Origin of the sequence: Bifidobacterium pongonis (assembly GCF_019331805.1) — a bacterium.
GTDB lineage: Bacteria > Actinomycetota > Actinomycetes > Actinomycetales > Bifidobacteriaceae > Bifidobacterium > Bifidobacterium pongonis.
This window is the reverse complement of the sequence record NZ_JAHBBE010000015.1, coordinates 27499-41054: the sequence shown is the minus strand read 5'-3', so window position 1 is coordinate 41054 and position 13556 is coordinate 27499. Positions and strand designations below refer to the sequence as shown.

The 13556-nt window shown below is 62.8% G+C and carries 12 protein-coding genes and 2 tRNA genes; 10 read left to right on the top strand and 4 right to left on the bottom strand.

Translation table 11 applies throughout. The annotated features are described in order from the left end of the window. Window positions 1–94: 94 nt before the first annotated feature. Window positions 95–442: a phenylpyruvate tautomerase MIF-related protein gene (locus KIH75_RS05095; protein WP_219055693.1), complete on the bottom strand. Its 348-nt coding sequence runs from the start codon at window positions 440–442 to the stop codon at window positions 95–97. A 165-nt stretch (window positions 443–607) separates the two neighbouring features. On the opposite strand from KIH75_RS05095, the gene KIH75_RS05090 reads away from it, so the two are divergent. Beyond that, a complete protein-coding gene (locus KIH75_RS05090; protein ID WP_219055705.1) occupies window positions 608–1144 on the top strand; it encodes a GtrA family protein in 537 nt (178 codons plus the stop codon). Window positions 1145–1276: 132 nt separating this feature from the next. Here the strand turns inward: KIH75_RS05090 and KIH75_RS05085 are convergent, their stop codons facing one another. Next, window positions 1277–2701, bottom strand: coding sequence for an MFS transporter (locus tag KIH75_RS05085; RefSeq protein WP_219055692.1), 1425 nt, complete (start codon window positions 2699–2701; stop codon window positions 1277–1279). A 252-nt stretch (window positions 2702–2953) separates the two neighbouring features. Here KIH75_RS05085 and KIH75_RS05080 point away from each other — a divergent pair, with 252 nt between their 5' ends. Both KIH75_RS05080 and KIH75_RS05075 read left to right on the top strand, forming a co-directional pair. After that, window positions 2954–3613 (top strand): histidine phosphatase family protein, encoded by a 660-nt coding sequence (locus KIH75_RS05080; RefSeq protein ID WP_219055691.1) that lies wholly within the window; start codon window positions 2954–2956, stop codon window positions 3611–3613. Window positions 3614–3642: 29 nt separating this feature from the next. Then, window positions 3643–4479, top strand: a complete 837-nt coding sequence (locus KIH75_RS05075) for a hypothetical protein (RefSeq protein WP_219055690.1) — start codon at window positions 3643–3645, stop codon at window positions 4477–4479. Between the two features lie 159 nt (window positions 4480–4638). Here the strand turns inward: KIH75_RS05075 and KIH75_RS05070 are convergent, their stop codons facing one another. Continuing rightward, complete coding sequence (locus KIH75_RS05070) at window positions 4639–5805, bottom strand: DUF805 domain-containing protein (protein WP_219055689.1); 1167 nt, start codon at window positions 5803–5805, stop codon at window positions 4639–4641. 209 nt (window positions 5806–6014) lie between these two features. On the opposite strand from KIH75_RS05070, the gene gltX reads away from it, so the two are divergent. The 4 genes from gltX (at window position 6015) to KIH75_RS05050 (ending at window position 9420) form a co-directional block, all read left to right on the top strand. Continuing rightward, entirely contained in the window at window positions 6015–7535 is a 1521-nt protein-coding gene (gene gltX, locus KIH75_RS05065) for a glutamate--tRNA ligase (RefSeq protein WP_219055688.1), read from the top strand. Window positions 7536–7842: 307 nt separating this feature from the next. After that, window positions 7843–7915: transfer RNA gene (locus tag KIH75_RS05060), tRNA-Glu, on the top strand. A 38-nt stretch (window positions 7916–7953) separates the two neighbouring features. Next, window positions 7954–8028, top strand: a tRNA-Gln gene (locus tag KIH75_RS05055). An 87-nt stretch (window positions 8029–8115) separates the two neighbouring features. Next, entirely contained in the window at window positions 8116–9420 is a 1305-nt protein-coding gene (locus KIH75_RS05050; RefSeq protein WP_219055687.1) for a metallophosphoesterase, read from the top strand. A gap of 126 nt (window positions 9421–9546) precedes the next feature. On the opposite strand, the gene KIH75_RS05045 is transcribed toward KIH75_RS05050, so the two are convergent. Next, window positions 9547–10356, bottom strand: a complete 810-nt coding sequence (locus tag KIH75_RS05045) for an IclR family transcriptional regulator (RefSeq protein ID WP_236028059.1) — start codon at window positions 10354–10356, stop codon at window positions 9547–9549. 184 nt (window positions 10357–10540) lie between these two features. Here KIH75_RS05045 and leuC point away from each other — a divergent pair, with 184 nt between their 5' ends. The 3 genes from leuC (at window position 10541) to rpsO (ending at window position 13392) form a co-directional block, all read left to right on the top strand. Next, a complete protein-coding gene (gene leuC, locus KIH75_RS05040) occupies window positions 10541–11944 on the top strand; it encodes a 3-isopropylmalate dehydratase large subunit (protein WP_219055686.1) in 1404 nt (467 codons plus the stop codon). Window positions 11945–11997: 53 nt separating this feature from the next. Continuing rightward, window positions 11998–12687, top strand: coding sequence for a 3-isopropylmalate dehydratase small subunit (gene leuD / locus KIH75_RS05035; protein WP_219055685.1), 690 nt, complete (start codon window positions 11998–12000; stop codon window positions 12685–12687). 435 nt (window positions 12688–13122) lie between these two features. Next, a complete protein-coding gene (gene rpsO / locus KIH75_RS05030; protein WP_003827663.1) occupies window positions 13123–13392 on the top strand; it encodes a 30S ribosomal protein S15 in 270 nt (89 codons plus the stop codon). Window positions 13393–13556 lie beyond the last annotated feature (164 nt).

Genomic DNA, 13556 nt, shown 5'->3' with positions numbered 1-13556 from the left:
CCGGGCCTCGGCCGGGGCCGTACCGGCGCTTGTGCCGGGGCTGGCCTGGCGCAAACGAACGTCAAGGCGTTATGGAAGGTCGCTCGGCTCTTCGCTAGAAGTTGCCGCCGTTCCAGCCCCAGTCGGTGGTGGCCGTGTAGCGGATGTAGGTGCGATCCTGCGGAATGCCGAGCTGTTCGCTCAGTGCCGCCATGATCTGCTCGGTCAGCTTCTCCCAAGCGGAGCCCGGCACGGAGCGGCCGAACACGTTCACCTCGACGTAGGCGGCGGGGCGGGAATCGTCGCCGCCGAAGTAGATGGGCATATTGTCTTCGAACGGGCACATCAGCCAGCCCTCGGACTTGCCGGGGACGGCGGTGATGGCCTTGCCGTACGCGGCCTTCAGGGCTTCGCGCTGCTCGGGAGTGGTGGAAACGGAAACGTGGGTGTGGATGACGGGCATGATTCCTCCAATGTCGGTGGATGATACGCCTCCATCATAGGCGTTGCCAAACGCCATGAAAATATAGACGAAAACACAGATTCTGTAGAGTTTCTTGGTTTGTTCCGTGCTACGTCGCAGCGCACATGTTAAATGTTCGATGTGAAAAAACTGATTGAGCAGCTGATGAAGTTCGGCATCGTCGGTGTGATCGCGTTCATCATCGACTGGGGCATCCTGAATATTCTGGTCGGCGTCTTCCACATGCACAATGTGCTCGCCGCCACCATCTCCTTTGTTATCTCCCTGATCTTCAACTATGTGGCCAGCATGAAGGTCGTGTTCAAGCATCGTGAGGACATGGCCCGCTGGATGGAGATCGCGATCTTCGTGGTCGGTGCGGTGATCGGCCTGTTCATGAACGACGCCATCATCTGGATCTCCACCTACGGTATGAACCACGATGCCTATGTTTCGCAGAGCACCGAGTACCTGATCCGCACCAACGTGGGCAAGCTCATCGCCACCGCTGTGGTGATGGTGTGGAACTTCCTGACGCGCAAATGGCTGCTCGACGACACGCATACCAATGCGATGAACCGGCTCAGGAAAGCCGAGGATCGTCTGAGCGCGGAGGAGCTGGAAGCCAAGTGGGAGAACAGCTTCTCGCATAAGCTCGGTCTGTGGTCGCTGGAGCATACGCCCAAGGGCTGGCCGAAGTAACCGGCAGGCAGCCGAACATACGACAATGGCGGGTGGATTCCCCAAGGAATCCACCCGCCATTATTTTTGTGCCGCGCATATGTGCCGCGTGTGACACGTGATACGCGGCACACGAAAGCAAAGAGCGGCAGGCTACGCGTCGATCTGCGTGAGCATGGGCTGCTCCGTCGAACCCTTGATCTGCTTGAAGCCGATGAACGCGATCAGCAGCGACGTCAACGCCAGCGCTGTCACCACCATGAAGCCGCCGTGCGAACCCATGCGGTCGATGAACACGCCCGCGATGGCCGAACCCGCGGATCCGCCGATCGAGTTCATCGCGCCCATCCACGCCATGCCTTCGGTGAACCGTGTGGGCGGTACAAGATGCAGCATGAGCTGGTTGCCGTTCACCCAGGTCGGCGCCTGGCATACGCCGATCAGCAGGTAGATGATCATAATCACCCACAGGTGCTTGGCGAACATGAACGAGCCGATGCCCAGATTCACCACGGCAAGGCAGAAGTAGAAGCGCTTCCACAGCGGGATCGTCCAGTTCTTCGCGCCGTAGAACAGTGCGCCCATAAGCGAGCTGAACGAGAAGCAGGCGAACACGAAACCGGTGTACTGCTTCATATTCGCTTCGGTGGCGAACGAGACGATCGAAATGCTGGCGGCGCTTTGGAACGCGCCCAAACCGAACCAGGTGACGCACACGGCGATCAGGCCGGGGCCCCAAATGGACTCCTTCTTACCGGCGAGCGCATCGGCTTCGGCCTTGGCCATCGCGGCCCTGACCTCATCCTCGCTCTTGCCTTCGGAACGTGCCTTGTCACGCGCGTACTCCACGGCCGTTTCGGCCTGCAACGCCTTGGCATGGGCGGCTTCGCGCTCGCGGTACTGCTTGCGGGTCATGCCGGCCTCACGTGCCAGCTGCGTCTGCGATTTCGGTTCGGTCGTGAGCTCGGTCAGGAACATCAGCGCGCCGATGACCACGCACATGCCGGTGAACGAGAACGCCAGCAGGCCGGAAATCACGGCCAACGTGGAGGCGAGCGGATTGCCGATCACCCACATGCATTCGTCGAATACGCCGCACAGCGACAATGCGCGGTTGGTGCGTTCGGTGTCGCCCTTGAGCTGGTTCGTCCAACGCTGGCGGCTCATCGCGCCCCACGGCGGAATGGCCGCCATGAACGGCGTGATGCAGAACAGCACCCATTCTGGCGCATGCGACTGGATGCTGGTGATCAGCGCGGTCGCGGCCACGATCCACACGATGATGGTGGGAATCGACACCTGGCGCTGGCCGAACTTGTCGACCAGCTTGCCCAGCACCGGACTTGCGATGGCCAAGGCGATGGCCTGCACGGCGGACAGCGCGCCGGCCAGCGAATAGTTGCCGTAGTAATGCTGCACGGCGATGGTGATGGTCATGCCCACCATGGGGAAGGGCATGCATGCGATGACGGAGCCGATGGAGAATCGTGCGGTGTGCGGGATGCGCAGCAGCTCAGCATAGCCGCCGAACACTTTCTGGCCGACTTCCTTCAGACCGGTTAGTACTTGATTGGACACAGCAGCACCCACGCTCCTTTCCGCTCCCGATTGGATGTCCCTCGCAGCACAGTTCGTTGTGTGCGAAGCCCTCATCGAATGATGTGTTGATTGTCCATGGTCGCGCAAAGTTTGCGTCTGCATATTTGCGTCACGGCAACTCTAATCGTTTGACACGACGCAAAACGGCCGTGACACGCGGTGCGTGCGGGTACATTGGAAAGAAGATTTTCCCGCTTCCCCGGACATGAACCGGCTATGGAAAGGAACGCTGTGAGCACGACCACCATCCACTTCGTCCGTCATGGCAAGGTGTACAACCCCGACCATCTGCTGTACGAACGGCTGCCCGACTTCCATCTGTCCGACCGGGGCCGTCGCATGGCGGAAGCGACCGGCGCATACATCGCCGCGGACCCGGCCATGAACCGGTCCGTCGCGATCTTCTCCTCGCCGCTCGACCGCACCCGCGAAACCGCCGGAGCCATTCTGGAAGCGCTCAACCCCGTGCGCGAAGCCCGCGGCGAACAGCCGCTGGAACTCGCCACCGACGAGCGCATCATCGAGGCGCGCAACGAATTCCGCGGCAAACGCATCGGCCACGGCGAAGGGGCCCTGTGGCGCAACGGCAACTGGAAGCTCATCACGAACCTCTACAAGCCGAGCTGGGGCGAGACCTACCGGCAGATTGCCGCGCGCGTAGGCGACTTCGCGGACGAGAAGGTGCGGGAATTCCCCGGCGAGCACATCATCGTGGTCAGCCACGAGTCACCGATCTTCAGCTACCGGCACATGCTGGAAACCGGTCACCCGGAGCATTGGATGTTCCTGCGCCACACCGCGCTCGCATCCATCACCTCCATCACCTACGACGATGCGACCGGGCGCATGGTGTCGGTCGCGTACGTCGACCCTGCGGCCGACGTGGAGTAACGTATTCGACGAAGAAGCGAGGATCGCATATGACTTACGCATTGGATATGGAAACCGTGGAGCGTATCGCGGCCATGCCCGCGGTGGCTAAAGCCGCTAAGGCCGCCGGCGAGCTGACGGCGCTCTGGCCGTTGGATGGCGCGCTGCGCATGGATAACGACGCGAAATACACCGAGGACTTGCAGGTCCGCGTCACGCTCGCCTTCGCGCGCGTGCTGACCGGGCTCGAAGTGACGTCGGCCGACGCCGAATTCGTGTATGAGGGCGCCGATTTCATTCCCGGCCGTCCGCAGGAGGTGGTGGACGCGCTGCTCGCCGCCGACGAAGCATACGAGATCATGGAGGATTACGGCCATGACGGGCAGGTCGATCTGGTGGTCGAAGCCGCGCAGGCGCTGGGGGCGGCATGGGATGAAACGGCCGCCTGGGAGGTGACGCAGCTGGTTTCCGGCGTCGCCGGGCAGGTGCGGAGCATCGACGAGCTGGATATGGCGAAGCGCTTCGCCATGGCACTCACCGTATGCGACGCGCTACTGGGTACCGTCACGCGCGGCGCCGCCGACGCGCACGATGCGGCGGTGCGCTCGCTGCCGGTGCTGTTGTATGTCAACGAGTTGCGTGAGGGCTGCTCGGTGCCGAGAATCTGCTTGGATGGCGAACGGATTCTCGGCTTGGTGGAATGCCGTGGAAACGCTTCGGATACGCTGGCGGCCACCGCCGAGTTCATCGCACCGCTGGCCGAGGCGGAATGGCGTAAGCATCGCGAGGATGTGCTGTGGGACCCGGATGAGGCGAAGAAACGCGCCAAGGAGGAGGATGAGCGCCGCAACAAGGAGGAGCTCGCCGCCAAGTTCGCCGATAAGTAGAGTCCACTGATTGCGCGGTTCGCGTGGTGTTGCGTTGTGCGGCCCGCACGGTTCGCGCGGCATTCCATAACGAAAGGGTTCGGCCCCGTCCATTTGGAACGGGGCCGAACCTTTTCGCTATCGATTTGTCTGACCGGCGAACGGCGTCATTTCACGACGTCACTGCTGGGCTTCGCCGTTCTGCCCGTTGATTTGCTCCGGGTCGGTGTCGGCGGTCTGCGCCGGCTGATCGGAGGCGTCGAACGGATTGTGCTCGGCTTCCGGAGTCTGCTCGGTTTCCGGAACCGTGGGCACGGTCGGCACTGCGGGCATGGCGGGCACGGTCGGAGCCTGATATGCCGGCGTTTCGGCAACGGGCTGCACCGGCTGTGCGACGGGCGCCGTGGGGGTTGCCGGAGCTACCGGAGCCTGATAAGGCTGGAACTGCTGGCCGGCTGCGGGAGCTGCGGGAGCGGTAGGAGCCGCAGGCGCGGCGGGAGTGCTGTAGACCGGAGCGCCGTATGCGGGAGCCTGATTCTGCTGCTGGCCGTAGGTGGGAGCGCCATAGGTCGGGGCGTTGTAGGGCTGGTTGCCGTAGGTGGGGGCGCCGTAGGTGGGTGCCGTGTAGGCCGGTGCGGCGGGCTGCGGGAAGCGCGGGTTCTCGTCGAAACGTGCGCCTTCCGGCTTGGAAGCGGATGCCATGAACACGATGTACGCGATTTCGAGCGCGATGACGATGGCCACGCAAACCAGCAGCGTGATGCCGAGCGACGCGATGGTTTCGGACGAGGTGCAGCCGCTCATGCTCCTCGGCATGATGCCGTCGAACGCGCCGGAGGTGTACATGGCGATGGAGCAGGCGCGGTTGCTGAACAGCGAGCCGATGGTGCCGGCCGCGATCAGGATACCGGCGATGACGGTCACGATGATCGCGGCGTAGTAGCCGAACAGCCACCAGCCGGACCGGTTCGTGTCATGCAGTCGCCTGACGCCCAGCGCGATGGTCGGCACGACCGTCGCCAGAGCCCACAGGCCGGGCAGGAAGCTGAGCTGATCCACATAATCCGCGATGACGCCGAGTGCCATCACGATGATGACGTTCGCCAGCGCGAACCACCAGAATTCGCTGCGGGACGCGCGTCCCTTGAAGGTGGCGTATTTCTTCCAGAAGCGAAGGAACGCTTCGGTGAACGAGCAACCGTAATACGGCTGGTCCAGCGGCACGGTTCCGGCTACGGCGCCGGACGGGGGAATGTTCGGGGTGTTGTTGTTATACGGTGCGCCCTGAGCGTATTGCGGCGGTGCGACTGGCTGCTGAGGCTGCGGGGGGATGTTTGGATTCGACATGATCTTCCCTTCGATTGAATGGCCGTAGTGCTGTGATCGTTCTCCATTGTACAAAGGAACGAGGGGGTTGCCGGTACCGGCACTTGGAGTGGCCGGCAAAGTTTCCGGATGTTTCCTGAACGTTCACTGAAAGCCGCTGGCGGCGATTCGGCGATCGTACATCGCGCCCGCCGCCGTGCTCGTCCCTCTTGCGCGGCACAATGGAGCCTATGACTGAAGCTGAAAACAACAAACCAGAACTTCCCGAAAACGTTCGCGTGCGCTTCTGCCCGTCCCCGACCGGCATCCCGCACGTCGGCATGGTCCGTACCGCCCTGTTCAACTGGGCCGAAGCACGCCACACCAAGGGCACCTTCGTGTTCCGTATCGAAGACACCGATGCCCAGCGTGACTCCGAGGAAAGCTACAACCAGATCATCGAGGCCCTGAATTGGCTCGGCATCGACTGGGATGAGGGCATCAACGTCGGTGGCCCCGACGGCCCGTACCGCCAGTCCGAGCGCGGTGACATCTATAAGGATGTTGCGGCCAAGCTGCTCGAAGCCGGCTATGCGTACGAATCCTTCTCCACCCCCGAGGAGATCGAGGCCCGCAATGTGGCTGCTGGTCGTCCGAAGGCATTCGGCTACGACGGCTACGACCGCAACCTCACCGAGGAGCAGAAGGCCGCCTTCCGTGCGGAAGGCCGCAAGCCCGCGCTGCGCATCCGCATGCCCGACGAGGACGTCGCCTTCGACGATCTGATCCGCGGACGCATCGAATTCAAGGCCGGTTCCGTGCCGGATTACGTGATTGTGCGCCCGAACGGCGACCCGCTGTACACCCTGACCAACCCGGTCGACGATGCCATGATGAACATCAACGTGGTGCTGCGCGGCGAGGATCTGCTGAGCTCCACCCCGCGTCAGATCGTGCTGTACCGTTACCTGATCGAGCTGGGCATCGCGAAGGAGATGCCGCTGTTCGGCCACATGCCGTACGTGATGGGCCAGGGCAACAAGAAGCTTTCCAAGCGCGACCCCGAGTCCAACCTGTTCCTGCACCGCGACAACGGCTTCATCCGCGAAGGCCTGCTGAACTACCTGGCGCTGCTGGGCTGGTCCATCGCCCCCGACCGCGACGTGTTCTCCATGGAGGAGATGATCGAGAAGTTCGACGTGCGCGACGTGAAGGCCAATCCGGCCCGTTTCGACCTCGACAAGGCCATCTCCATCAACGCCGAGCACATCCGCATGCTCGAACCGCAGGACTTCCTCAACCGCGCCGTGCCGTACCTGCACCGCGACGGTGTGGTGTCCGCCGACTCCTGGGATGCGCTCACCGACCGCGAGCGTGAGGTGCTCACCGCCGCCGCGCCGCTCGTCCAGCCGCGCGTGCGCCTGCTGGGCGAGGTCGCCGGCATGGTCGGCTCCCTGCTGTCCACCGAGGGCTACATCGAGCCCGCCGCCGATGCCAAGAAGCAGCTCAAGGAATCCGCCCCCGAGGTGCTGGACAAGGCCATCGCCGCCCTCGAAGGCGTGGACGAGGCTGACTGGAAGACCGATAACCTGCACGAGACCCTGAACAAGGCGCTGGTCGAGGAAGGCGGCTACAAGCCGCGTCTGGCCTTCGGTCCGGTGCGTGTGGCCATGAGCGGCCGCCGCGTGAGCCCGCCGCTGTTCGAATCCATGGAGATCGTCGGCAAGGCGGTTTCCATGGCTCGTCTGCAGGGTCTGCGCGAGCACCTGTGACGCCGTGGCGTGCGCGCCCGCTCTGAACACGGTTAGCTGAACCGAGCCTGATGATGGCCGGCGAATCCTGGTGGTTCGCCGGCCATCACTCGTTTTCCCCGTCTTTGCCTACGCGGGCACGCGGATTTTCCCGGAATACGTTCCCGTTTTCACGCCTCGGGCTTGGCGCCGGCAGTGGCTACGTATGATGAAAACCGTTGGAAATCAAGGCGACACGCCGTAAGTTGCGCACGTCTGGCAATCCGCGTATATTAATCACTCGTTGCGGTTCACACGGCACAGCCGAGAACCACAGCGAATAAATTAAGCCCCCATCGTCTAGCGGTCTAGGACTACGCCCTCTCACGGCGCCAACACCGGTTCAAATCCGGTTGGGGGTACGACGGACAACTTTTCGAAGTTGCCACGCCTGCCAAATTGGGATGTGGTGTAATTGGCAACACAGCTGATTCTGGTTCAGCCATTCTTGGTTCGAGTCCAGGCATCCCAGCCAATAGCCCTCGCGAATTCGCGAGGGTTTTTTGTTTCTCACGGGAATTCGCATCGCGAATCCATGAGCCGATGGGTTACAGTGGAGGGCATGACGGAATCGCAGCACATGCTAGAAGGCCTGTCCAATACGCCGAGGATCAAGCCAGCCGAAGAAGGCGACCATCGCCCGGTATCGGTGTCCGCACGGCTGGGGCGGCTGCAATTCCATAATTCCGGCAAATTCAGGGTGCTGCAGGTCTCCGATATCCAGGATGGCGCGAAGGTCTCGAAAGACACCGTCGCGCTCATCGCGGCATCGCTCGACACCGTCCGCCCCGATCTGGTCGTGTTCACCGGCAATCAGATCGCCGGATTCGATCCCGCATTCACCGAAACGTTCGTCAAACGCCCGTGGAACGCGCAGGAGGCGGGGAGCGAGGCGCTGGAACGCACCAAACAGCAGGTGCGCGGCGCCATCGAACAGTTCCTGACACCGCTGATCGAACGCGGCGTGCCATTCGCCGTCACCTACGGTAACCATGATGCCCAATGCGGGCTGACCAACGCGCAGCTCGACGAAATCTACCGTTCGTTCCCCGGTTGCCTGAATCCGGCTCCGCGCGATGCCGCGGGGGCTTCGGCGGCATCGGAAACGCGAGAGGCGGGGGAGAGCCTGCTGCCGAAGCAAGCGGTCGTTCCGTTCGGGCCGGGCACCTTCGCGCTGCCCGTACTCGGATTGGAGGGCGCGGCCAACGTGCTCGCCTTGGCGCTGCTGGATTCCGGCGGGTACGCGCATGGCGGCGGATTCGCGGCCCCCGATGGCGATGCATTGGCGTTCCTGAAGGCCGTGCCGCACCGTTTGGGCGTCAGGATGATGCTGTTCCAGCACATGCCGGTCCCGCAATACTATGATCTGCTCAAACCGGCCAAAGCCAACGCGCCGTACGCCATGCAAGGGTATCGGGCGCATGCCGACCGCTATTACGTGCTGGACGGCGAACGAACCCAAGTGGGCGGATACCTGGGGGAGGGCATCAGCTGCCCCGACGAATCAGAGGAATTCGATCTGCTGCATGACGGTCTTATCGGCATCAGCGCCGGTCATGACCATCGCAACGGTTTCGTCGGTGAAATCGACGGAACGATGCTGCTCGCCACGCCGACCTGCGGATTCGACACGTACGGCCCGGCTCCGGACCATCGTGCGACGAGGCTCATCGAATTCGACATCCGCCACCCGCACGAGCTGCGCACGCAGCTGCTGACCTTCGGCGAATTGGTCGGCAAGCCGAGCTCCAAGAAGGCGTACACGTACGCGATCAACGCCAAGCCTCCGCAGGATGGCGAAGGCGACGACCTGCTGCGCAAGCCGTCCCTGCTGTCGCGGCTGCTTGCCCCGTTCGGGCATAAGTGACGATGCCACGCCGCCGGAAGGTAGGGGTGGCGGTAGTACACGAAAGGCGTGCGGTTCCGTGTGGAATCGCACGCCTTCTTTTATGCGTGATATGGCGTGATATGCGTGTTGTGCGCGGAGTGCCGGTCAGCGACCAGCGGAAGCCTTGATCAGCGCGTCGGTGAGATAACGGCCTGCCGCCATCACCAGCGGCGCGTAACGGCGGCCGGGGGCGGTACCCATACGGCCGATCGGGCCGGAGATGGAGATGGCTGCGATCACCTGGCCGGAGGCGTTGCGGATCGGGGCGGAAATCGAGGCGACGCCCTCCTCGCGTTCGTTGACGGATTCGGACCAGCCGCGCTTGCGCACCTGTGCGAGCTTGGCGGCATTGAACTTCGCGTGGCGCAGCCCCTGATGCAGACGGTCGGAATCCTCCCAGGCGAGCAGGATCTGCGCGGCGGAACCCGCCTCCATGGAGAGCATGGCGCCCACCGGGATGGAATCGCGCAGGCCGGACGCGCGTTCGACGGCGGCGATGCACACTCTCTGATCGCCCTGACGGCGATAGATCTGTGCGGATTCGCCGGTGCGGTCGAGCAACGTTTGCAGAATCGGTCCGGCGGCGGTGAGCAGGCGATCCTCACCGGCGGCCGCGGCGAGTTCGGCGAAACGCGAGCCGAGCACGAATCGGCCATGCTGGTCGCGCAGCACGAAGCGGTGACGTTCCAGCGCGATGGCCAGACGATGCGCCGTGGGTCGGGCGAGACCGGTGGCGCTTACCAGCTGGCCGAGCGTGGACGGGCCGGATTCGAGAGCGTCGAGGATCTTGACGGTTTTGTCAAGCACTCCAACGCCGGAATGGATTTCATTGTCCTTCGGCAGGGAGGCCGAAGCCTGATCGGAGGGGGCGAATTCGCCGTTCTGCGGTGTGATATCGTTCTCAACAAATGTCATAATAAGGCGATTATGCCATCTCACATAGTGAAATCGCAAATCGGGAAATATCTCACTGTTCGGTCTGCTCCGGCATATCTCAATATCCGACCGCACAAGGGGCGATAGATGGAGTGCACCATAGGCTAGTACCACGAACAAGAAGCAAACGCAAGAGTTAGCGTGAAAATTCAGGAGGATTTCCATGGGAACGACACTGGCCGAAAAGGTCTGGGCCGATCATTTGGTACGCAAGGGCAACGACGGCGCGCCCGATTTGCTGTACATCGACCTGATGCTTATGCACGAAGTCACGAGCCCGCAGGCGTTCGAGGGTCTGCGACTGGCCGGACGCAAGCCGCGCCACGTTGACCAGCTCATCGCCACCGAGGACCACAACACCCCGACCGTCGACATCGACAAGCCGAACCCCGACGAGACCAGCTCGCTGCAGCTGACCACGCTGGAGAAGAACTGCAAGGAATTCGGCGTGCGCCTGCACCCGCTGGGCGACGCCGATCAGGGCGTCGTGCACGCCTTCGCCCCGGTGCTGGGCCTCACCCAGCCGGGCATGACCATCGTGTGCGGCGATTCGCACACCTCCACCCACGGTGCGTTCGGCGCACTGGCCTTCGGCATCGGCACCTCCGAAGTCGAACACGTCATGGCCACGCAGACCCTGTCGCTCAAGCCGTTCAAGACCATGGCCATCAACATCGAAGGCGACCTGCCCGAAGGTGTGACCGCCAAGGACATCATCCTCGCCATCATCGCCAAGATCGGCACCGGCGGCGGCCAGGGCTACGTCATCGAATACCGTGGCGAAGCCATCCGCAAGCTCTCCATGGACGCCCGCATGACCATCTGCAACATGTCCATCGAAGCGGGCGCACGCGCCGGCATGATCGCGCCGGACGAGATCACCTTCGACTATCTCAAGGGCCGTCCGCACGCGCCGGAAGGCGAAATGTGGGACAAGGCCGTCGAATACTGGAAGACGCTCAAGACCGACGACGACGCGGTGTTCGATAAGGAAGTCACCATCAAGGCCGAGGATCTCGAACCGTACGTCACCTGGGGCACCAACCCCGGTCAGGGCGCTCCGATCTCCGCATCCGTGCCCGATCCCGAATCCATCGCCGACGAAACCGAGCGCAACGCCGCCCGCCGCGCCATCGAATACATGGGTCTCAAGCCGGGCATGCCGATCAAGGACATCGCCGTGGACACTGTGTTCATCGGTTCGTGCACCAACGGCCGTCTTGAGGATCTGCGCGTGGCCGCGTCCATCATGAAGGGCCATCACAAGGCCGAGAACATCCACCGCGTGCTCGTGGTGCCGGCATCCTCCCGCGTGCGCCTGCAGGCGGAGAAGGAAGGTCTCGACGTGATCTTCAAGGACTTCGGTGCGGAATGGCGTAACGCCGGCTGCTCCATGTGCCTGGGCATGAACCCCGACAAGATGGTCGCCCGCGAACGCTCCATCTCCACCTCCAACCGCAACTTCGAAGGCCGTCAGGGCAAGGGCTCCCGCACGCATCTGGCGTCCCCGGCAGTGGCCGCCGCCACCGCCATCCGCGGTACGATCTCCTCCCCGGCCGACCTCTAGACCCATCGATGCCCCTCCGCTGGGAGGGGATTCGCAGCAAAGGACTTTCGAATATGGAAAAACTCACCACCCTCACCGGCGTTGGCGTGCCGCTGCGCCGTTCCAACGTCGACACCGACCAGATCATTCCGGCCGTGTTCCTCAAGCGCGTCACGAAGACCGGCTTCGACGACGCCCTGTTCTACGCATGGCGCCGTGATCCGGAGTTCGTGCTCAACAAGCCCGAATACGCCAAGGGCCAGATCTTGGTGGCCGGCCCCGAATTCGGCATCGGCTCCTCCCGCGAGCACGCCGTGTGGGCGCTGCACGACTACGGTTTCCGCGTGGTCATCGCGCCGAGCTTCGCCGACATCTTCTACGGTAACACCGCCAAGAACGGCGTGCTGGCCGCCATCATGCCTCAGGAATCCGTCGAACTGCTGTGGAAGCTCCTCGAGGAGGAGCCGGGCATCACGATGACGGTGAGCCTGGAGGACCGCACCGTGACGTGCGGCGACGTGACCCTGCCGTTCGAAGTGGGCGATTACGTGCGTTGGCGCCTTATGAACGGTTACGACGACATCGACCTGACGCTGCAGCATGAGGATGATATCGCCGCATACGAGCGTATGCGCGCCGAGAAGTTCCCGTTCAAGCCGAAGACCCTCCCCATCAAGCAGGAGCCGGAGCAGGCGATCGAATCCGCCCGCGAAGGTGAATACCCTGATTGGCAAGGCCCGTTGGCCGATCGCGGCATCATTTAGCCGCGAACGGCCTGTGAGAGGCGCGGTGCGCCTCTCACAGGGCCTTGCCCGAGCGAGGCGATAGCCGAGCGAGGGTAACGATGAGCCTCGCGCGAACGCGCGAGTCCGCAATTGCCGGAAAGGCCCGTTGGCCGTAGGGATTGTTGAGGCGGGTTTATCCTTCCGATTCGATTCGTCTGATTGCGGGCAAGGCCAATTGCCTTTGGGCGTCCGAGCGTCTCTTGCTCATCCGGCATGATCTTTAACCAAGCAAAACCGGCCGAAAGGCCGGTTTTGCCGTATTTGCGCCCTTGTTCGCCCGCTCCCGGCAGGCATCGCCGGTTCGTCTCGGGTTGCGGCTACACTGCCTGATTGGCGTAAAACGCCCGCGGATAGAGAGCGCTTCGTGCATTGGGCCCGGAGCACCGCGCAACAAATGACTACAAGGAGGATGCCGTGGCACTGACGGCTGAAGAAAAGACCCAGATCATCAACGAGTTCGCGACCCACGAGGGCGACACCGGCTCCCCGGAGGTCCAGGTTGCCCTGCTCTCCAAGCGCATCGCCGATCTGACCGAGCATCTGAAGGAGCACAAGCACGATCACCACTCCCGCCGTGGTATGCAGATGATGATCGGTTCCCGCCGCAGCCTGCTCGATTACCTCAAGCGCACCGATATCAACCGTTACCGTGCGCTGATCGAGAAGCTTGGTCTGCGTCGATAATTCAGACTTCCGCCCGGGCGCCCATAGGCGCTCGGGCGTTTTACATACGCTGCCAACGGCAACAACGCAAACGAGGGCGATGAAGAGGATCAGGCCGAAGGAACAGGCCAGAACAGCAAGCCCGACTGAAGAGGTTGACACGAGGAACGCAGCCAAGGGGCTGT

Coding starts and splice junctions, on each gene's coding strand:
- KIH75_RS05095 (WP_219055693.1), bottom strand. CDS start 442: ATGCCCGTCATCCACACCCACGTTTCCGTTTCCACCACTCCCGAGCAG.
- KIH75_RS05090 (WP_219055705.1), top strand. CDS start 608: ATGAAGTTCGGCATCGTCGGTGTGATCGCGTTCATCATCGACTGGGGC.
- KIH75_RS05050 (WP_219055687.1), top strand. CDS start 8,116: ATGACGGAATCGCAGCACATGCTAGAAGGCCTGTCCAATACGCCGAGG.
- KIH75_RS05045 (WP_236028059.1), bottom strand. CDS start 10,356: ATGACATTTGTTGAGAACGATATCACACCGCAGAACGGCGAATTCGCC.
- KIH75_RS05070 (WP_219055689.1), bottom strand. CDS start 5,805: ATGTCGAATCCAAACATCCCCCCGCAGCCTCAGCAGCCAGTCGCACCG.
- KIH75_RS05075 (WP_219055690.1), top strand. CDS start 3,643: ATGACTTACGCATTGGATATGGAAACCGTGGAGCGTATCGCGGCCATG.
- gltX (WP_219055688.1), top strand. CDS start 6,015: ATGACTGAAGCTGAAAACAACAAACCAGAACTTCCCGAAAACGTTCGC.
- leuD (WP_219055685.1), top strand. CDS start 11,998: ATGGAAAAACTCACCACCCTCACCGGCGTTGGCGTGCCGCTGCGCCGT.
- leuC (WP_219055686.1), top strand. CDS start 10,541: ATGGGAACGACACTGGCCGAAAAGGTCTGGGCCGATCATTTGGTACGC.